The following is a 19,063-nucleotide window of genomic DNA, read 5'->3' on the forward strand; positions in this document are numbered from 1 at the left end:
TAATCTAACAAAATGACTTATTGCTTTAAGCTAAATTAAATTCAGCTTAATTCAATTGTAAATAAGAAATACACCAAAATAGATGTTCATCCATTTTGGCAGCAATTCTATTGTCTGAATTTATAGGAAATAAAATGGAACAATATAAACTAGCCACCAGTTTTGATATCAGTGACTATATTGATAGCCAGCGTAACTTTGTTAATATCTTTGATACTGACTTTACTGATGTTGCTGCGATTATCATCTCGCTAGAAGATATTCAACAAGGTGGACTCGATACCATTAAACAAAATAGTTTTGATCAGCCTATCTTTGCGCTAATTAATCACAATCAAGTTATTCCGGCTGATACCCTTTCTTGCCTGGCTGGTGTTATTGATCTTAACAAAGACAATAGCCAGTTATATGCTAAGCAATTAGAAACTGCGGCACAAAAATATGAGCAAAGTTTGCTTTCACCTTTCTTTGGTAAACTAAAAAAATATGTCGAACAAGGCTATACCGCTTTCGATTGCCCAGGCCATCAAGGAGGAGCATTCTTTCGGCGTCATCCATTAGGTAATTTATTCGTTAACTATTTTGGCGAAAATTTATTTCGTTCAGATCTCTGTAATGCTGACGTTTCGATGGGCGACCTATTGTTCCATGAAGGTGTACCCTGTAATGCCCAACAATATGCAGCAAAAGTGTTTAATGCCGATAAAACCTACTTTGTTTTAAACGGCACCTCTTCTGCCAACAAAGTGGTATTAAATGCCCTGCTAGCACCTGGGGATTTAGTGTTATTTGATCGCAACAACCATAAATCTAATCACCATGGTGCGCTGATCCAGGCAGGTGCAACACCAATCTATTTAGAAACCGCCCGCAATCCATTTGGCTTTATCGGGGGCATCGATGCTCACTGCTTTAATGAAGATTATTTGCTTGAGCTAATCAAAAAAACTTCACCTGAGCATGCCGCGCAAAAACGTCCATTTCGCCTGGCGGTGATCCAACTTGGAACTTATGACGGAACAATTTACAATGCACGCCAAATTGTCGATAAAATCAGCCATCTTTGTGACTATATTTTATTTGATTCTACCTGGGTTGGTTATGAACAATTTATTCCAATGATGAAGGACTGTTCACCATTACTGTTGGAACTCAATGAAAATGATCCTGGTATTTTGGTCACTCAATCGGTTCACAAACAACAAGCGGGTTTCTCACAAACTTCTCAAATCCATAAAAAAGACAGTCATATCAAAGGGCAACAACGTTATGTCAATCATAAACGCTTAAATAACGCCTTTATGATGCACGCTTCCACCAGCCCGTTCTACCCGCTATTTGCCGCTTTAGATGTTAATGCCAAAATGCATGCCGGTGAAAGTGGCAAACGGCTATGGATGGATTGCGTAAAAACAGGTATCGAAACGCGCAAATTATTATTAAGTTGCTGTAAATTTATTCGCCCATTTATTCCTGAATTGGTCGATAACCGTTCCTGGGCTGACTATGACACCGATGAAATCGCTAATGACTTACGCTTCTTTAAATTTACCCCAGGGGAACGCTGGCACTCCTTTGATGGTTACGCCGAAAATCAGTACTTTGTTGATCCGTGTAAATTGATGTTAACAACACCCGGCATTAATAGCCAAACCGGCAATTACGAAAGCTTTGGGGTACCAGCAATGATCCTGGCAAACTACCTACGTGAACAGGGTATTATTCCTGAAAAATGCGATCTAAACTCAATTCTATTTCTGCTAACACCGGCAGAATCGATGGCAAAAATGCAACATCTGGTGGCCCAAATTGCTCATTTTGAACAATTACTCGAAATCGACGCACCGTTAGCCGACGTTTTACCGACCCTCTACCGCAGCAACCAACAACGCTATCAGCACTATACCATTCGTCAGCTATGCCAAGAGATGCATGATTTATATGCCAAATTGAACGTCAAACAGCTACAAAAAGAGATGTTTCGTCAATCGCATTCTCCGGCCGTCAAAATGTTGCCGCAAGCAGCCAATATCCAATTTGTCCGCGGCCAGGTCGAATTGATTGCACTTGAAAACATCGGCGGTCGGATTGCTGCCGAAGGCGCACTGCCTTATCCACCAGGCGTACTGTGTGTTGTACCAGGAGAAGTCTGGGGCGGTGCAGTACAAAACTATTTTCTAGCGCTAGAAGAAGGAATTAATCAATTCCCAGGTTTTTCACCTGAATTACAAGGCGTATATATGCAAACCGATGCTGATGGCCGCATGCGTGCTTATGGCTATGCCATTAAATAGTCGTGCATAACTACACAATAAGTAAATCTTTACCGATTGAATAGCTAAGATTTCTTATGAGTTAAGAGAGAAAAAAATGCAGGTATCTAAAAATAAAATGAGTGTGCTACAGCTAACCATATTGACTACAGTCAATATGATGGGCTCAGGTATCATTATGTTACCGACAAAATTAGCGGAAGTTGGCACCATATCGATCCTTTCATGGATCGTTACCGCAGTCGGCTCGATGGCACTGGCTTACGCTTTTTCGAAGTGTGGCATGTACAGCCGTCGCAGCGGTGGAATGGGCGGTTACGCTGAATATACCTTTGGTAAATCTGGCAACTTTATGGCTAACTACACCTATGGGATCTCACTCTTAATTGCCAACGTAGCGATTGCTATCTCTGCTGTTGGTTATGGTGCGGAACTACTAGGGACAAACTTAACGCCATTGGCCATCTGTATCGCCACCATCGCGGTATTATGGATCTGTACCGTTGCTAATTTTGGCGGTGCGCACATCACTGGCCAAATAAGTAGTATTACTGTCTGGGGAGTTATTATTCCAGTTATGGGGATCTCCATTATTGGCTGGTACTGGTTCAAAGCCGATCTCTACATCAATTCCTGGAATCCACATAACTTTCCATTTTTTCAGGCTGTTGGCTCCTCAATTGCCATGACACTGTGGGCATTTCTCGGTATGGAATCGGCTTGTGCAAATAGTGAAGCCGTTGATAACCCAGAGAAAAATGTCCCTATTGCAGTATTAGGTGGCACACTAGGTGCAGCAGTCATCTATATCATATCCACCAATGTTATCGCCGGTATTGTGTGCCCAATTTAGATTTAGCGAACTCAACGGCTCCCTTTGGCTTAGCCTTCGCACAAATATTTAATCCGACTGTCGGTAAAGTCATCATGGCGCTAATGATTATGTCATGTTGTGGTTCTCTGCTGGGTTGGCAGTTTACTATTGCGCAAGTATTCAAATCATCATCAGATGCAGGCTACTTTCCGAAAGTATTCTCCGCTGTTAATAAAGCAGAAGCGCCGGTTAAAGGTATGCTAACTATTGTCATTATTCAATCTGGCTTAGCGCTGATGACCATTAGCCCATCATTAAACAAACAATTTAATGTATTAGTTAACCTAGCAGTTGTAACCAATATCATCCCTTATATTCTTTCTATGGCCACCATGATCATCTTACAAAAAGTGGCTAATGTTGATCCACAGAAAGCCAAAATGGGTAATATTGTTGCTTTTATTGGCGCCGCCTATAGTTTCTATGCCTTGTATTCATCTGGGGAAGATGCCGTTATGTGGGGTGCCCTTGCGACATTCCTAGGCTGGACACTTTATGGTTTCGTTTCACCACGCTTCGAACTGGAAAACAATCAAAACATCAATAGCAAATAATAGGTTAATATAATTGACTCACACCCTCCTCATCGCCACGCGATGAGGAAGCTAATATGATTACAATAATCACCCGGTTATTCAGACTAAATCATAATATCGATCATTAACTGATATTAATAACTCAATCACCAACTTGTCAGATATACTTAATATATTATTAATTCCTATAAACCATTAGATTTGATGCTATGAAAAAATTAACGATAGTTATCATGTTATTTATCAGTAAATTAGTATTGGCCGATAGCCATAATATCGAACAATCGTTAGAACAGTGTTTAGCGAAACCAACAACCGTATCAACCCTTGATAGCATTGATTGCTACCAAAACGCGTTAAAGTTATGGGATAACGAATTGAATAAGCAATACCAATTATTAATCACCGATAAAAAGTTAAGCCCACAATTCAAAGTGGCATTGAAAAAATCGCAATTGGCATGGATAAAATATCGTGATCTCAACTTAGAAGCGATTAACCACTTTTACGATAATCAGCAAGGAACTTATTGGGGAATAGCTGTGATGGTCAACAAAATTGAGTTAACTAAAAATAAAGCGCTGGAATTAACTAAATTAAGAACCAGCACTGAAATAGCTAATTAATAACTATTGGTTAATAAAAATAAATTTAGTTATGTCTGTCATTAAATCGCTAACGACAGACATAACTAGCAATTACCATAAGGGTTAACAGAGGATCCTGCCGCAATAAGGATAAAATTTAAAAACTATAAGTCATCCCTATCCCAATAACATTATCACGAGCTAATTCTAATTCGTTACCTAGTTGGCTATTTCTCAATAGATTAACTTTATAAGCAGCGTAGGCTTTAAAATTATCGTTAAAATTATAATTAGTAAAAATATTAAGATAATTAACGACATCTACTGCTTTATCAGCACGTGAATAAAAATAAGCCACTCCAGGCTCTAGACCTGATGCAAAAGTATAGGAAGTTAGCAACTCAATGGTACTAACTTTACCAAAGATCACCACATTATCATCGACTTCGTGGGAATGAATATTGCGGCTTTCGGAATATAAACCAGCAAATTTGACCGGTTCAGCGTCATAATTGAAACCAACCGCCCATATTTCGGCAGATTTACCTGGCCGGATCTGCTGCTGTTGAGTTCTTTTCGAATGAAAATAGGCCATGGTAGCTTGCAGATTATCGCTGAAGTTATAACTAACACTGGCTCCCCAACCCTCACCATTCTGATGCTGAACCTCATCATTATTGCTGTTTTTTCCTTGATACTGCAAAGCAAAATTGAGACCTTTAACTAAATTAAAAAAATCAGTTTGCCGATAAGTCAGCAAATTACTCGCCTCTTTAGTGGTTGAAATATCACTATCAGAAAAGAAATCACCTTCAAAAAACGGTAATCCATCAGTATAAGAAGCAACATCAAAAATAACACCATAATTACGACCAAAATCGATATGGTGAGTATCATATTTTAATCCGGCAAACGCCAAATTATTCTTTGACTCGTTACTCTTATCCCCTTCTCCGCCATGTAGTTCGGTTTCATGCTCAAATTTGGCAAAACCACTAGCAGAATCGGTAAGCTGACTCTCTAATTCTAAACCCAGTTTTACTTTAATCTCATTACCATCTTGATCCTGATCTTTAGAGCTCATTAGTTTAGATTCAATCTCACCATTAACCGCGATTCGACTACCTTGCTTATCATAAATATCTACTGCCATAGCCCCGGGAATATAAAAACAGAAAAAAATTAAACTGGCTGATTTATTTTTACGAAAAGAAAACATAATACTTATCTCAATACAGATAAAAAAAATTGATGAATAGAACACCATGCCAATATTTCAAATAGGCATTGTCTAATTAGTGATTATTGATAATCACTGCATGTCATTTGAAAACAAATAAAATAATCGATTAATTTATCGGTATAGGAGAAAGAAGAGAGATATAAATAAATCTAGCTAAGAAAATACTTTGCCCAATGAATGTCAAAAATAAAAACATATAGATTACCCTATAATAAATCTCATCTATAGGGGCGACCAGATGAAAGAGCATAGAACACTATCCCAATCGTCTTAGTTTTAGCACTATACAACGTATCCTATGAAAGGAAGTTACTTTGAGGCAAACCTTAATCCGATCTGCCTTGTCCTAACCTTGGGCGTCTCTCGACGTCGTGAGATCAGCAACTTGTGTTTGTATAGGAGCCTCGCCTAACGAGATATAACACTTTCGAATGAGCGCGTATTATATGCGCAAAAAATTGGGAAAAAATATCACATTGATAGTTTGTTTATGTTTTATTTAATTATGTTATCTATTTTATGATAAAACCTAACAACAAACAGTACTCATCATTTAATGATAACCAAACCACTCCTTTAATCCTGAGCTTAAAATCGCAGATATGGTAAAATAACTATAATCTGCACGGTAATATAACATTAATGAATGAATATTATTAACTTCATTTTTGTCTACTTTTATCTCTTTTAATTTTTTTGCCAAAATAGAATTAATTGCCATATGGTCAGGAATATAAGTAATACCTAATCCTTTTTCAGCCAATTTTACACACGAATAATAATCCGTGGTTAACATCATTTCTGAATAAGGCAAAAAATGATATCGCTCATCATCGACTTTACCTTGTAATGAAGGATAAATGACTGTTTCTGAAGATAAACTATTTTCGGTTCTTCTCTCGTCAACGGATGGGCTGGATCAGCGACTAACATCATTTGAATATCACCAACCACTTGGGCATTAATGTTGTTATATATCTCAACACATTGTAAGCCTAAAACAAAATCTGCTTTATTACTATTAAGGGTAAATTCAACATCAAATAAATCTGCATGCACAATATATATTTCAACAGCAGGAAATTCGCTCTTTAATTTTAATATTACATCAGCAATCGCTTCTTCTGGAATCAGCTGATTAAATGCTAATCTAATGACCGCTGGCTCTTTATGATTATTTAAAGCAAAAGAAAACTTTTCTAGTTTTTGCAAAGATAACAAAAACATTTTAACCTTTGGTAATAAAATTTTACCATTACTATTTATATCCAATACAGAACCATTCGAGCGTTTATCAAATAACGTATATCCTAATATAAACTCGAATTCATTTATCCAACGACTGATTGTTGTTTTAGACTTATTTAATAGTATCCCAGCCTGTAAAAAATTACCTGATTCAGCAGCGGCGACAAACGCCATCAGCATTTTATTTTCTAATTGTGGTAAAAATTTTTTCATTACTGCTCCGCTGTATGTTTTATAGAATAGTTATGTAACTAAAATTAATTTCTAACAATTTATAATCAAATATTATGATAATCTGACATTAGCAAATATTTTTCTGAAATTAAATTTTCAATAATATTTAATATATATAACTTAAATCGAGCTTGGCGCGGGTAAAGTGAGGATTTATTGTTATTGCCTGTGATAAATAATGTATAGCAGATTGAAGTTCTCGATTTTTATATGACAACAAACCCTGCATAAAATAAATTAAACTCTTATCATGATAATTATTTTTTATTAATTGATTTAAATGATTTTCAACTTGTTGCCAATCTTTTTTATTAATAGCAATAAAAATATTAGTAACATAATTCTTATTTTTTATTTTATTCACTTGTATATTATTTATTATTAATGAATTGGCGATAGTTAATTTTATATGAAAAAAATAAGAAATAAATAGTGTTATGATTAATCGTTTCTTGTTAGTCATTTTTATTTCCATAATAAAAAAGAGCATAGAAGTTCCATGCTCTTTTAAAATTTAAAATAAATTACTGTTTAGTACCGCCAAAAGCAGTATCTAATTCATGATTATCGTTAAATTGGGTAATACCGGCTATATGTTTGGCATCTGCACCAAAAAAGTGGCCTTTAGTTGTTCCTTCAATTGAATTGGCTGAAGCTTTTCCACTGAAAGAGCCATTACCATTAATATTTGCATCAATATTCATGGTTAATGCGCTATGACTGAATGACCCTTTTAGGCTGTTTTGCACAAAATCGGCGGTTAATTCACCAGTCATCAAGCCATAGTTAGAATAATCGTTAAACCCTTTAAATAGTATAGGTGGCGGTACCTGCGGTTGGCATATTTGCCGTAATATATTTACCTGCATAGTAAGTGGTGTGAGAGGAAGAAGACATATCACTAGTTTGCGCCCATTCACCGAAGAAAACATCAATATCGTCGAGTTTAGCGAATGCAAATAATCCCATATTAGGGTGGTGGGAATCGCTTGTACCACCAAGCTGATAAACGTTATTATCATCTTTATCAGAGTACATTATCAAACCGGGAAAGCCAATTTTATTACCGCCATGTAATTCAGATAAACCAATAGCTGGATCACCTATCTCGGCTTTATGAAAGCCATTAGAGGCTTGTTCCATTTTACCAACACTCAGAGAATTGCCATGAGCGGTATTTGATTGATTAAAACCAGTTGCTGCATGGCTAAAGCCAATATATCCAATTGATAATGTTAGCAAGGTAATAATATTTAATTTTTTCATTTTTAATTCCTTGTAAAAATATTAAATTTTTTATGATAAAAAATGGGATAGACGAATAATGCATTGTCTTAAATAAACAATAAAATAAAAAATAACCTAAGTAAATGATAGTTATTATCATTTGGTTATAAAAGAAATAAATATATAACTAACTAATTTAATAGCAGTATGATTTAATTTTACTTTTTAAATTTAATGGTTATTAAATATCAGTGATCAAAATTTAAAAATGTGATCTCAATTAAATAAATGAGGCGGTAAATAAAATCAAATTATTTTATAAAAGAATTTTGTTTTATTAATTTAATTATATTTATTAAATAAGAAATAAATGATATTTATTGAATTTAATTATTCCGTTAAGCGTTCCGGATAACTAAAAATAATGGCTTTACCCGGTCGACAAAAACCAACTAACGTCAATTGACATTGTTGGGCAATTTCAACCGCAAGGGAAGTGACGGCTGAGATAGCAAAGAGGATTTCTACCCTGCAGGTTGCTGCTTTTTGTACCATTTCATAACTTGCTCTGCTTGAGATTAACACTGCGCCGTTTTGCCATTTTTCTCGACTTTTCATACCAAGCAATTTATCAAGTGCGACATGACGGCCAATGTCTTCACAGCCTCCCGCTAGCTCACCGGTGGGAGTTATCCAGGCTGCGGCATGAGTACAGCCGGTTAATTGGCCAATTTTTTGGATGGTATTTAATTGAGATAAGGCCTGATCCAGATAAGTTAGTGAAAATGATTGCGTGAAAGGAAGCGGATTGATTGGACGAAATAGTTGGCTAAGTTGTTCTGTGCCACAGATGCCACAGCCAGTACGGCCAGTTAGATTACGCCGTTGTGCTTTTAATGCCATAAACTGGCGGGGTGATAGTTCAATATTTAATTCTATGCCCTTTGAGTCATATTTACTGATGTTGATATCGCGAATTTCTTCAGCAGATTGGATAATGCCTTCGGACAGCGAAAAACCTACAGCGAATAGGGTTAAGTCTTTTGGGCTTGCCATCATGACGGCATGGGAAATGCCATTGTAGACCAAGGCAATAGGGACTTCTTGCGCAACATTGTCTAAATTAAAAATATCAAAATTTTTCTTTTGGCGAATTTTTATTTCGGATACTCCGATGTTTTTAACATTTTTCATCATTTCAGTTGCGCAAAAATTACTCATTAGCCGAATTCCTAATAATATAATACATTAAAAGAGATTATATTAATTATTATGGATAGAGAGTTTGATCCGACCAAAAAAGATCGTGATTTAATAAAAAATGATCACCTATTTTGCCGTTTTTTATTTTATGGAAACCAATGTCAGTCATGTGAATGAGGAGATTTTTGATGCAAGTCAGCAGAAGACAGTTCTTTAAGATCTGTGCTGGCGGTATGGCAGGTACAACGATTGCTGCTTTGGGTTTTGCTCCGGCAACTGCATTAGCATCTGCGCGTCAATATAAACTATTACGTGCCAGAGAAACCCGAAATACCTGCACATACTGTTCAGTTGGTTGTGGATTATTAATGTATAGCCTTGGTGATGGGGCTAAAAATGCCAAAGAAAGCATATTCCACATAGAAGGTGATCCCGACCATTCGGTAAGTCGAGGCGCTTTGTGTCCAAAAGGTGCTGGACTAATTGATTTTATCCATAGTGAAAGTCGTCTGCAATTTCCCGAATATAGAGCCCCAGGCTCTGATAAGTGGCAGCGTATTAGCTGGAAAGAAGCATTTGATCGGATTGCTAAGTTAATGAAAGCCGATCGTGATGCTAACTTTATTAAAACCAATCCTGCCGGGACAACCGTTAATCGTTGGTTAACAACCGGTATGCTGTGTGCTTCGGCTAGCAGTAACGAAACCGGTTTTGTTACCCAGAAATTTTGTCGGGCTCTGGGAATGTTAGCGGTTGATAATCAAGCTCGTGTCTGACATGCGCCAACGGTAGCAAGTCTTGCTCCAACATTTGGTCGCGGTGCCATGACAAATCATTGGGTTGATATCAAAAATGCTGACCTGATCATTGTTATGGGGGGAAATGCGGCGGAAGCTCATCCGGTCGGATTCCGTTGGGCAATCGAAGCAAAAATCCACAATAAAGCTAATTTAATTGTCATTGATCCGCGTTTTACCCGTACTGCATCAGTGGCAGATTTTTATACTCCTATTTGTTCAGGTACTGATATTACTTTTTTATCGGGAGTGATTAACTATCTAATGAGTAATAATAAAATTAATAGCGAATATGTGAAATCTTATACCAACGCCAATTTAATTGTGCGCGATGATTATCATTTCGAGGATGGGCTATTTAGCGGCTATGACGCTAAAAATCGCCAATATGATAAAACTTCCTGGAACTATGAGTTAGATGGCAACGGTTTTGCTAAACGAGATGAAACTCTACAGCATCCACGTTGTGTTTGGCAGTTGCTTAAGTTACATGTCAGTCGATATACGGCGGAAGTGGTTGCCAATATTTGTGGAACACCGCAAGAAGATTTTATTAAGGTTTGTGAATATATCGCTGAAACCAGCGAAAAAGATAAAACTGCTTCTTTTCTCTATGCACTAGGTTGGACACAACATTCTATCGGTGCTCAGAATATTCGTACCATGGCAATCATTCAATTACTGTTAGGTAATATGGGAATGGCCGGTGGCGGAGTTAATGCTTTACGGGGACATTCAAATATACAAGGTTTGACTGATCTCGGGCTGTTATCTCAAAGTTTAACCGGTTATATGAACTTACCATCGGAAAAACAGAGCACGTTAGCCAGTTATTTGGCGGCCAATACCCCAAAACAAACACTTCCTGATCAAGTTAACTATTGGAATAATTACCCTAAATTTTTTGTTAGTTTAATGAAAACTTTTTATGGCGACAAGGCGCAAAAAGAGAATGATTGGGGTTTTGACTGGTTACCTAAATGGGATAAAAGTTACGATGTACTACAATATTTTGAGATGATGAATAAGGGGGAAGTTAATGGTTATATTTGTCAGGGATTCAATCCGCTGGCCTCTTTCCCCGATAAAAATAAAATCATTGGTTCATTGTCCAAATTAAAGTTTTTAGTCACTATCGATCCATTGAATACTGAAACCGCTTGTTTTTGGCAAAATCATGGCGAATTTAATGATGTGCAGCCAGCAGAAATCATGACCGAGGTTTTCCGCTTACCCTGTTGCTGTTTTGCTGAGGAAAATGGCTCTATTGTTAATTCTGCTCGTTGGCTACAATGGCATTGGAAAGGCGCAGATGCACCCGCAGAAGCGCTCGGTGATGGAGAAATTTTAGCTGGTATTTTTCATCGTTTGCGTCAGCTTTATCAACAACAAGGTGGCGCTGTACCTGAGCAACTATTAAATATGCGCTGGGATTACTATGATCCTTATCGCCCAACAGCGGAAGAAATTGCGCAAGAAAGTAATGGTTACGCGTTGGCAGATTTGACGGATGCTAATGGTAATCTACTGGTGAAAAAAGGCCAGTTACTGTCAGCTTTTGCCCAATTACGAGATGATGGAACTACCAGCAGTGGTTGTTGGATTTTTGCCGGTAGTTGGACGTCCGCGGGTAATCAAATGGCTCGCCGAGATAATGCCGATCCTTCTGGTCTAGGTAATACATTGGGTTGGGCATGGGCTTGGCCGTCTAACCGCCGCATCCTTTATAATCGAGCATCCGCTGATCCGGCGGGAAAACCCTGGGATCCTAAGCGTCAATTAATTGAGTGGGATGGCGCCAAATGGACAGGCATTGATATTGCTGATTATAGCGCGGCACCGCCAGATTCCGGTGTTGGGCCATTTATTATGCAACCAGAAGGTGATGCGGCGTGCGATATTTGAAGCCAAAACGTGCGATAAATGGCAGGCTACTTTTGTTTCCATCAGTGCAACGAAATTACACTGTCATTTTTCATCGGAGGCACTTTGGTCTGTTTGAGTGGTACGATCAACGGGACAATATTTGTAGATGCTGGTCAATGAAACTCCATACAGTAACGCCAGCTGCTTTCTACTATGGCCGGACTCAAGTAATTTTTTAGCCTGCTCTTGCTGTGCAGAAGATAATGAGCAAGGTCTACCGCCGATACGCCTCTGCTTCTCGCTGCGGCTAAACCTGCCTGAGTACGTTCAACAATTAGTTCTCGCTCCATTTGTGCTAATGCACTCATCACATGAAAGAAAAAACGACCTGCTGACGAAGAAGTATCGATGGAATCCGTCAAACTATGAAAATGAATACCTTCATCTTCCAGTTTGGATATTAAAGTAATCAAATGTTTAATGCTGCGACCCAGTCTATCTAGCTTCCAGACCACCAATGTGTCACCCGATTTCAGTGCGTTTAGTGCCCGTTTTAATCCGGGTCTCTGGTCTATTTTTCCGCTGATTTTATCTTCAAAAATCTGTTCACAATTTGTACAAATGAGTGATTTTCGCTGTAAATCGGTGTTTTGGTCATTTTTTGACACCCTCATATAGCCTATTTTTGCCATTTTAGCCCTTTCTCCTCCCTCTGTAAGCCTTGTCATCGCTGCTTTTGGTCAAAATGTTAGCAAAACTCTTCATTACAGAAAACCTTGGTTTATTGGAAACGGTAGATTGTGCAAAAAACGCACTGGATAAACGAACCGGCGGAACTATCAACGGAGGTGTCACATTAGGGCAAAATTTAACCATTTCATGGGGCGGCAGAAGGGCCACTTATCATGAAAACGGTGATATTACTGGCCCACTCTGGGGAGGGACTTTAAGAGGATGGCTTGATAATACCTTTGTGCGTGATATTCGATTAGGAAGTTTAGAAAGTGTGGCGGCATGGAATGGCCCCGGATATTACGATCAGGCCGGTTATGTCTTAACGGGTGCCAGCAATTTCAATCACGATCATTATATTGATACTCTTTACCGCCGCCCTTTACAAAAAAATATTAATGGTCAATGGATGAATGTGAGTAGCATATAATGCAAAATATTAAAAACTTTAAACGATATCACCCTGATTCTGTTGATAAAAAATGTCTAGAATACGCTGTTGGTGCGATTTTTCTTATCTCAGAAGATGATCAGGACTGGTATGAGTGCCAGAAGTTATTTCAGCCCGATACGATGAAAGTTGAGTATGAAACCGACGGGATTATACGCTCAATGGGCTACGATATCAGTGCCTTCTGTCCCGATGGGTGCAGCATATCTGAAGTATCCGAAATGGCCTAAAGAGGCCGCCCCTAACCGAAAATGGTGTTTTATCGATGGTGAGGTTGTTCCACGTGTTTATACCGCAGATGAACTTATGGAGCAAGCTACCCATAAGCGAGATTATCTACTTGAACAGGCAGCAAAAATTATAGCCCCGCTTCAGGACGCCGTAGACCTCGACATGGCGACAGAAACCGAAAAAGCGGCACTGTTGGCCTGGAAAAAATACCGCGTGCTGCTAAACCGTGTCGATATCAGCAAAACGCTGGATATTGCGTGGCCGGAAGCTCCGAAAAGATAAAAACTTTATGCTGCCCTGACAATGTAGTTAAACGCGACATTTCGCGGCCTTGTTTCTGAAGCGGTTCTCAAACCAGACTGAAAACTGGCTGAGCAATCAACAGCGAATACGCCGCTGGTTCCTCCAGTAATGCTACTACTGGCCATTCTTCTTCCCATTTTGAAAATCCCACTGGCTGATGATTGACCGACAAACTGAATGCCGGTTATGTTTCCAGTGAAATTTTGAAGGGTATCACCTTGTACGCTTAATATTTTGCGTCCGTTATCCACTTTTCGTCCTGCATCCCAGCCCCGAATAAATTCGCCACGTAAATCAGGGAGCTTTCCCGACGGGTAAGCCAGCGCTAAAAGTGGACATTGTTTTTTATCGAAGCGCTCACCGTTACAGATACGCCAACCTATCGGCGGTTTTTCAGTAGGCCAAGGCAGAGGAACGCCGACAGGGATTTCGACACGCAATACTTCGGGAGTAACAGCATGAACATCTGTAGCGGTTAGCTGCACATCCTGAGTCAGCGTTTTGCCGTTAATTTTACGCTGATTGGGTGTTGCATTTTTAGCCAAACTTATTATTTCCAATAAACCAAGGTTTTTTAAAAAAAGATTTTTGTCTGGGATGTCGGCGCCGTTGTCATTTTTTGATAACTTCTGCTCAAGAAGCTGATTGAGTTTTTCAGCAAATTTAGGGTTATTGTCGATGGCTTTTGCCAGTTTATTCAGGGTGTCTAATGTTGAGGGTGCACTGTCGATCACCGCGTTCAGCCTGTCATTGACAATTTTTACCGCTTTCGGAGTCGCCGCTTCCGTTTCACTGCTGCTCTGATTGGCGTTGCTGAGCCTGACGAAACCTTTTTCACTTACGCTCGCATCCGGGTGGTTTCTCGAGCGCGTATGCGCAGTCAACGCCGCTTCGGCCTCTTCTAATTGCTGCTTTAACCAGGCGGTACGATTCGCCAGTTCACGCGCGGGTCGGTTGGTGATGCCATCTGGCCCACCCAATACCGGGTCGGAGGTCTCTATCTGGTAGATACCGTCTTCCCAGGCAGCCGTTTCTTTTAAATAGCTCATTTCATCGTTCTCCATAGGGTCTGATTCCATCCTGGTGGTTTTTTTAGTCACAGTGTAGTTTTTTTTTGTCTATTGATTAAGTGTTTTTGCATACTATTAACTGCTGCCATGATTATAGCGCCCGCTGTAGGTCGTCTGAGCGTTATAGCGCAGCGGTACCGCCGTATAATCCAGCGCCACCAGTTCGCTGCGCGCCGGCGCAAACGCCGCGAGCGTCTCGCGTAATTTGGCCGCCTGGTCATTGGTAATCAACGTATTGAGTACCACCCGATACAGCGCCCAGTGCGTCTCGCTATCAGGATACGCGGTTGCCTGTTCCTGTTTGAGCGCCGCTCCCCCTTCGGTTATCGTCACCTCCCCAAACCCCAGCGCCCGTATCATGGCACGAATCGACCAGGGGGTACCCTTATAGCGATGCAGCGTGATGGCCGATTTCAGCATCGCCCGGCGCGCATCATCCGATTCTGCTAAATGCCAGCCATTGACCCCGGTTAACGCCAGTTGTTCAGCCAGCCAGGGCAAGGCCGACGCCTCGGTCATATCCAGCAGATAAACCAGCAGCGGCGTCAGGTCAATCTGCTGTAACCGTGCGGCCTGTGCTGCCAGCGCCTGAAAATGTTTCTCTACCGCCAGCAGCGGCGGTAACAGGCTGTTATCGGTCATCAGCACTCTCCGCGCCCAGGGTTAACTGAATGTCGCTACAATGCGCCCATTGCTGGGCAGACAGTACCGTCGGCTCCATGGTCTTGAAACTCGTGAGTTGCACCCGGTAAACGCCCGGTACCGAGAGTGCCGCGATAATCTGGCTCGGCACAATATCCCGTCCCAGCTGTTTAGCCTGGCGGGCGACATACTGCTCGGCGGCCTGCCGCGCCTGTTTCAGTACCGGCTTCCCCGGCTGGCTGGCATAACAGGTCAGTTGTGCGGTAATGGCATAGTCAACTTTTTCGGGGGCCAGCACCTGCACGGTATCGTTCAGCGGGCGCACCCGCTCTTCCGAGCACAGGGCCGTCACCAGACTCAGCACCGTCTTGTCCGGCAGCCCGCTGGTCAGAAGCGGATACAGGTTGACCGTGCCGGGTTTGGGTCGGGTCACCGCCACATCACAAATCCCCGGATGGGCACTCATGGCATGAAAACGGTACGCTTCGCGTGAACCGGCGGTACTGAAGGACGCCGGGGCCAGACGAATACGGTTGCGTAAATGCTCATCGTCTTCAGCGTCTGAGCCGCCCGCGCTCGGCGTGGTATTGGTCACCTGGATATCCCCGTCATCGATGGCCTCCATCAGGGTGCTGATTTGCGCCGGTTGCCAGTCATTACCCTGTATCCCCGCCTCGCTGCAGGTGGCGCTCACCGTCACCGTTGATGCCGTCGGCGTCAGCCTGACCTCGCTGTCGGTGGTAAATATCAGACTGTCGGTGGCGCTGAGCCGTGTGCCTGCCGGTATCGGTATCGTGACTGAGGGCGGAACCGCCAGTGAAAATTGCACCGTGGTGCGTGCCGGTTGAGCCGGTAAACGGTAAACGCCGACCAGCTCGGCCAGATAGTCCAGCATCGGGGCACGGGCAAAGGCCACCAGGTTTTGTTCGGCGGCGGATTGAATGGCACTGCGCACCAGGGTTTCCCGGTAGGCAAACAGGTCTATCAATAACCGCTCGGCCTGCGCCGGCCACAGGGTTTTACCGCTGGTCGCTTCATAGGCGGCAATCATCTCGCGGGTAATGGCCTGCGCATCCGCTGCAACAAAAACCGGCTTCTCGAGGGTTAACGCCATGCCACCTCCGTTTGTTGATAAGCCTGACGGCCCGGCAGTCGCCAGCGCAGCAGGAGATTGACCCGCTCACCCTGCGCCTCCAGCGTGACCTGATGTAATTCGCATCGGGGCTCCCAGCGTCTGATGGCCTCCACCGTTTCCCGTACCACATGCGGCAAGGCCCGTTCGACCGGCATATCCAGATAGCGATGCAGATCACTGCCAAAATCCGGTCGATGCGGGTCGCTACCTTTCGGGGTGCCTAAAATCAGTCTTAGACACTGCTGAATATCCTCGACGCCGCTGACCCGTTCACCCGGCGCGTGCAGCGCGGGTTGCCAGTCTGCGGTGCCAGGACCTGTCATTATGTTCATCAAACGTGTTCCCCCTCGCTTATAACGGCTTGCCGGTGGGCTTACCGTCATGTCCGTTGCTGTGTTGATGGTGTTGCAGCGACACCCGACCCGCCTGGATATCACCACTGGCCTGGAGCGTGCCGTCAATGATGGCTGTCGCGCCGCTGCCGCCCGAACCGCTCATGCCGCCCTGGTACGTCAGTTGCTTTTGCACCGTCAGGTTGCCCGTCGCGACGGTGTTTGGTGCATCCAGTAACAGGGTGTGACTCGCCTTCACCGTCGCGTTTTGCGTCTGAATGAGCACAGAGGCCTGGGTGGTCAGCGTCAGGGTCTGTATCTCGCCCCCGATAGCCATCGCATGGTTTTTGCGGTCATACTCGACAAAAGTCCCGTCGGCAAAATCCACCCGCCGTTTATCGCGGTTTGCCACTATGGGTGGGTCAACATCGGAATACACCGCCCCTAACACCACGCCGTCATCGCCGTCAGCATCCAGCAGCAGACTCACCTGCTCACCTAAATCCGGTAGCCCGTAATCCTTGTTATTCTGGGTATTGCGTTGCAATACCGGCAGCCAGGCGGTGCGCAGATTATCACAGGTCGGCAGCCGTACCCGTACCCTGACGTTTTGCTCATCAATCTGGCTGATGGTACCGAACATCAATTGCAGTCCTTTCATCGTTGTTTTTTTCTCCGCGTATCGTCTCTTTTTCATTCAGCGGACCCACGCTGCCATCGGCGTTTACCCCAATCACCTGTTGGGTCGCCGACTGATCCGCGCGAGTCGTTTTCCTGTTCGTGCGCGCCATCGGCCCCTGGCCCAGGGTGAGTTCACAGGTATAACCGCTTTGGCGCGACAGGGCATGGCGAACTTCCGTCATCAGCCACACCCCGGACAGGCGACCAAAAGCGTCAAGCCGCACGGTTAACCCGGCTCGATACGCCGTATTGCCCGCCAGCGCTACCGTCGCCACCCGTTGATATTCATTATGCCGGTTCAGGCCCGCGCACACCTTGGCGGTCGCTTCTTCCTGGCTCCGTGCCCGGCTGTGCAGTCTTAAGGTATCGGCGCTGGTTGAACGTCCCTGTTTTTGAGGCGCCGTTTCTCGCGCCACTTCGCCTATCGTGCCATCGGCCTTGATACCGACCGTGACCAGTTGTTTGCGCTGGCTGTCCTGGTATTTCACCTTGCCCTGCTGATAGATACGGTTAAGCGTATCGCGCAGGCTGTAATGGCTGACGGCTTGCGGGGTAATGACGTTAACCGGCGAGGCTTCTCGCAATCTGATACGTTCAGAAAAAACCAGCGTGTGGGGGGGTAACTTTGACGATATAGCCGTATTCCTCCGCCAGACGGCGCAAAAAAGCCAGGTCGGTTTCATGTTGCTGCGTCACCCGATCAAGGGGCAGCGGTGCAATCTGCCCTTCCAGTGTCAGGTGGTGTTTTTGTGCAATCCGCCGGGCGATGGCCGCCAGGGTGGTCTGCTCAAATGCCCGGTAGCTCCGGGTGCGCAGCGCGCTGGTCACCGAAGCGGATAACCCGCGCAGCGACACCGTATCTGGCGGGCCACTGAGTTCTATTTCATCAATCGAAAAGGTGCCACAGGGACGTAATGGCGCGCCGACCATGCCGAGCGCCAATGAGAGCGTATCGCCTTTACCCGGATACCAGGCCCCGCGCCAGCGCCCGGCGCTGTCTTCCAGTTCGACCGTCAGCTCGTCAGACTGGCCACTGAGCTGATCGGTAAAGCGGATCCCGAGCACGTCCGGGGTGATATCGTGCGTGATGTCTTTTTGGCCATAATGCAGGGTCCAGGTCGGGGTCGGTACCGCCTGCTGTCGTTGTGTCGTTAACGTAACCATGGCGGTGTCTCCTCCACGCTGTCCTGGGTGTTAATCAGCGGGATAGCCAGGGTGATGCCGGCAGGCAACACCGGTGTGATCGGAATAGCCGGATTGGCGGCAATGATCCGCACATAGCCCAAGGCGTCACCGTAATAGTGGGCGGCCAGCGTATCCCAGCGCTCGCCCTCACGGGTAATATGTTGCCAGAGGCCTGGGTTATGTTCCTGTTCATGTTGGCTTGCAGACATCGTC

Annotated in this window: 19 protein-coding genes, 3 pseudogenes and 1 riboswitch; of the genes and pseudogenes, 6 read left to right on the forward strand and 16 right to left on the reverse strand. The window is 43.3% G+C overall.

Going from position 1 to position 19,063, the window contains the following annotated elements; genetic code table 11:
- The first annotated feature begins 134 nt into the window (after window positions 1–134).
- The 3 genes and pseudogenes from speF (at window position 135) to AACL31_RS00680 (ending at window position 4,309) form a co-directional block, all read left to right on the forward strand.
- The gene (gene speF, locus AACL31_RS00670) at window positions 135–2,294 is read left to right on the forward strand and encodes an ornithine decarboxylase SpeF (RefSeq protein ID WP_310512797.1); all 2,160 of its coding nucleotides are present in this window, start codon (window positions 135–137) and stop codon (window positions 2,292–2,294) included.
- 76 nt (window positions 2,295–2,370) lie between these two features.
- A pseudogene (potE, locus tag AACL31_RS00675) lies at window positions 2,371–3,701 on the forward strand (putrescine-ornithine antiporter).
- A gap of 191 nt (window positions 3,702–3,892) precedes the next feature.
- Entirely contained in the window at window positions 3,893–4,309 is a 417-nt protein-coding gene (locus AACL31_RS00680; RefSeq protein ID WP_310512796.1) for a lysozyme inhibitor LprI family protein, read from the forward strand.
- Between the two features lie 118 nt (window positions 4,310–4,427).
- Here the strand turns inward: AACL31_RS00680 and AACL31_RS00685 are convergent, their stop codons facing one another.
- From AACL31_RS00685 to fdhD, 7 genes are all read right to left on the reverse strand, one after another.
- Window positions 4,428–5,423 carry a porin gene (locus AACL31_RS00685; RefSeq protein ID WP_339053652.1) on the reverse strand — a complete coding sequence of 332 codons (996 nt, stop codon included), beginning with the start codon at window positions 5,421–5,423 and terminating at the stop codon, window positions 4,428–4,430.
- A 343-nt stretch (window positions 5,424–5,766) separates the two neighbouring features.
- A riboswitch (M-box (ykoK) riboswitch) is annotated at window positions 5,767–5,936 on the reverse strand.
- A 130-nt stretch (window positions 5,937–6,066) separates the two neighbouring features.
- Entirely contained in the window at window positions 6,067–6,276 is a 210-nt protein-coding gene (locus tag AACL31_RS00690) for a hypothetical protein (protein ID WP_310512794.1), read from the reverse strand.
- Between the two features lie 32 nt (window positions 6,277–6,308).
- Window positions 6,309–6,974 carry a LysR family transcriptional regulator gene (locus tag AACL31_RS00695; RefSeq protein ID WP_310512793.1) on the reverse strand — a complete coding sequence of 222 codons (666 nt, stop codon included), beginning with the start codon at window positions 6,972–6,974 and terminating at the stop codon, window positions 6,309–6,311.
- A 127-nt stretch (window positions 6,975–7,101) separates the two neighbouring features.
- Window positions 7,102–7,458 (reverse strand): hypothetical protein, encoded by a 357-nt coding sequence (locus AACL31_RS00700; protein WP_310512792.1) that lies wholly within the window; start codon window positions 7,456–7,458, stop codon window positions 7,102–7,104.
- 61 nt (window positions 7,459–7,519) lie between these two features.
- The gene (locus AACL31_RS00705; protein WP_310512791.1) at window positions 7,520–7,771 is read right to left on the reverse strand and encodes a transferrin-binding protein-like solute binding protein; all 252 of its coding nucleotides are present in this window, start codon (window positions 7,769–7,771) and stop codon (window positions 7,520–7,522) included.
- A gap of 31 nt (window positions 7,772–7,802) precedes the next feature.
- On the reverse strand, window positions 7,803–8,261 hold the full coding sequence (locus tag AACL31_RS00710; RefSeq protein WP_310512790.1) for a hypothetical protein: 459 nt from the start codon (window positions 8,259–8,261) through the stop codon (window positions 7,803–7,805).
- A gap of 351 nt (window positions 8,262–8,612) precedes the next feature.
- Window positions 8,613–9,443, reverse strand: a complete 831-nt coding sequence (fdhD, locus tag AACL31_RS00715) for a formate dehydrogenase accessory sulfurtransferase FdhD (RefSeq protein ID WP_310512789.1) — start codon at window positions 9,441–9,443, stop codon at window positions 8,613–8,615.
- A gap of 170 nt (window positions 9,444–9,613) precedes the next feature.
- Between fdhD and fdnG the strand changes: the two are divergent.
- A pseudogene (gene fdnG, locus AACL31_RS00720) lies at window positions 9,614–12,106 on the forward strand (formate dehydrogenase-N subunit alpha); the annotation flags it as partial.
- An 84-nt stretch (window positions 12,107–12,190) separates the two neighbouring features.
- Here the strand turns inward: fdnG and AACL31_RS00725 are convergent.
- A pseudogene (locus AACL31_RS00725) lies at window positions 12,191–12,780 on the reverse strand (recombinase family protein).
- Window positions 12,781–12,833: 53 nt separating this feature from the next.
- Between AACL31_RS00725 and AACL31_RS00730 the strand changes: the two are divergent.
- Window positions 12,834–13,250 (forward strand): phage tail protein, encoded by a 417-nt coding sequence (locus tag AACL31_RS00730; protein WP_339053170.1) that lies wholly within the window; start codon window positions 12,834–12,836, stop codon window positions 13,248–13,250.
- A gap of 198 nt (window positions 13,251–13,448) precedes the next feature.
- Window positions 13,449–13,784, forward strand: a complete 336-nt coding sequence (locus AACL31_RS00735; protein WP_339053653.1) for a tail fiber assembly protein — start codon at window positions 13,449–13,451, stop codon at window positions 13,782–13,784.
- A gap of 5 nt (window positions 13,785–13,789) precedes the next feature.
- On the opposite strand, the gene AACL31_RS00740 is transcribed toward AACL31_RS00735, so the two are convergent.
- The 8 genes from AACL31_RS00740 to AACL31_RS00775 form a co-directional block, all read right to left on the reverse strand.
- The gene (locus tag AACL31_RS00740; protein ID WP_339053171.1) at window positions 13,790–14,854 is read right to left on the reverse strand and encodes a phage tail protein; all 1,065 of its coding nucleotides are present in this window, start codon (window positions 14,852–14,854) and stop codon (window positions 13,790–13,792) included.
- A gap of 96 nt (window positions 14,855–14,950) precedes the next feature.
- Window positions 14,951–15,517, reverse strand: coding sequence for a phage tail protein I (locus AACL31_RS00745; protein ID WP_310513015.1), 567 nt, complete (start codon window positions 15,515–15,517; stop codon window positions 14,951–14,953).
- Window positions 15,507–16,631 (reverse strand): baseplate J/gp47 family protein, encoded by a 1,125-nt coding sequence (locus AACL31_RS00750; protein WP_339053654.1) that lies wholly within the window; start codon window positions 16,629–16,631, stop codon window positions 15,507–15,509. Before AACL31_RS00750 ends, AACL31_RS00745 begins: the two co-directional genes overlap by 11 nt.
- Window positions 16,622–16,984: a GPW/gp25 family protein gene (locus AACL31_RS00755; protein WP_310513017.1), complete on the reverse strand. Its 363-nt coding sequence runs from the start codon at window positions 16,982–16,984 to the stop codon at window positions 16,622–16,624. Before AACL31_RS00755 ends, AACL31_RS00750 begins: the two co-directional genes overlap by 10 nt.
- Before the next feature lie 19 nt (window positions 16,985–17,003).
- Window positions 17,004–17,645 carry a phage baseplate assembly protein V gene (locus AACL31_RS00760; RefSeq protein WP_310513018.1) on the reverse strand — a complete coding sequence of 214 codons (642 nt, stop codon included), beginning with the start codon at window positions 17,643–17,645 and terminating at the stop codon, window positions 17,004–17,006.
- On the reverse strand, window positions 17,602–18,249 hold the full coding sequence (locus AACL31_RS00765; RefSeq protein ID WP_339053655.1) for a hypothetical protein: 648 nt from the start codon (window positions 18,247–18,249) through the stop codon (window positions 17,602–17,604). Before AACL31_RS00765 ends, AACL31_RS00760 begins: the two co-directional genes overlap by 44 nt.
- Window positions 18,250–18,259: 10 nt before the next feature.
- Complete coding sequence (locus tag AACL31_RS00770; RefSeq protein WP_339053656.1) at window positions 18,260–18,829, reverse strand: phage late control D family protein; 570 nt, start codon at window positions 18,827–18,829, stop codon at window positions 18,260–18,262.
- On the reverse strand, window positions 18,817–19,059 hold the full coding sequence (locus AACL31_RS00775; protein ID WP_310513019.1) for a tail protein X: 243 nt from the start codon (window positions 19,057–19,059) through the stop codon (window positions 18,817–18,819). The genes AACL31_RS00770 and AACL31_RS00775 overlap by 13 nt, the downstream gene beginning before the upstream one ends.
- Between the last annotated feature and the right edge of the window lie 4 nt (window positions 19,060–19,063).

Origin of the sequence: Arsenophonus endosymbiont of Crataerina pallida (assembly GCF_964020125.1) — a bacterium.
Taxonomy (GTDB): Bacteria; Pseudomonadota; Gammaproteobacteria; order Enterobacterales; family Enterobacteriaceae; genus Arsenophonus; species Arsenophonus nilaparvatae.

Excerpts from the sequence above, each read along its gene's own strand:
- AACL31_RS00680 (WP_310512796.1), top strand. The coding sequence starts at position 3,893 with ATGAAAAAATTAACGATAGTTATCATGTTATTTATCAGTAAATTAGTA.
- speF (WP_310512797.1), top strand. The coding sequence starts at position 135 with ATGGAACAATATAAACTAGCCACCAGTTTTGATATCAGTGACTATATT.
- AACL31_RS00770 (WP_339053656.1), bottom strand. The coding sequence starts at position 18,829 with ATGGTTACGTTAACGACACAACGACAGCAGGCGGTACCGACCCCGACC.
- AACL31_RS00740 (WP_339053171.1), bottom strand. The coding sequence starts at position 14,854 with ATGAGCTATTTAAAAGAAACGGCTGCCTGGGAAGACGGTATCTACCAG.
- AACL31_RS00685 (WP_339053652.1), bottom strand. The coding sequence starts at position 5,423 with ATGGCAGTAGATATTTATGATAAGCAAGGTAGTCGAATCGCGGTTAAT.
- AACL31_RS00695 (WP_310512793.1), bottom strand. The coding sequence starts at position 6,974 with ATGAAAAAATTTTTACCACAATTAGAAAATAAAATGCTGATGGCGTTT.
- AACL31_RS00775 (WP_310513019.1), bottom strand. The coding sequence starts at position 19,059 with ATGTCTGCAAGCCAACATGAACAGGAACATAACCCAGGCCTCTGGCAA.
- AACL31_RS00755 (WP_310513017.1), bottom strand. The coding sequence starts at position 16,984 with ATGAACATAATGACAGGTCCTGGCACCGCAGACTGGCAACCCGCGCTG.
- fdhD (WP_310512789.1), bottom strand. The coding sequence starts at position 9,443 with ATGAGTAATTTTTGCGCAACTGAAATGATGAAAAATGTTAAAAACATC.
- AACL31_RS00745 (WP_310513015.1), bottom strand. The coding sequence starts at position 15,517 with ATGACCGATAACAGCCTGTTACCGCCGCTGCTGGCGGTAGAGAAACAT.
- AACL31_RS00760 (WP_310513018.1), bottom strand. The coding sequence starts at position 17,645 with ATGAAAGGACTGCAATTGATGTTCGGTACCATCAGCCAGATTGATGAG.
- AACL31_RS00750 (WP_339053654.1), bottom strand. The coding sequence starts at position 16,631 with ATGGCGTTAACCCTCGAGAAGCCGGTTTTTGTTGCAGCGGATGCGCAG.
- AACL31_RS00705 (WP_310512791.1), bottom strand. The coding sequence starts at position 7,771 with ATGACTGGTGAATTAACCGCCGATTTTGTGCAAAACAGCCTAAAAGGG.
- AACL31_RS00700 (WP_310512792.1), bottom strand. The coding sequence starts at position 7,458 with ATGACTAACAAGAAACGATTAATCATAACACTATTTATTTCTTATTTT.
- AACL31_RS00730 (WP_339053170.1), top strand. The coding sequence starts at position 12,834 with ATGTTAGCAAAACTCTTCATTACAGAAAACCTTGGTTTATTGGAAACG.
- AACL31_RS00710 (WP_310512790.1), bottom strand. The coding sequence starts at position 8,261 with ATGAAAAAATTAAATATTATTACCTTGCTAACATTATCAATTGGATAT.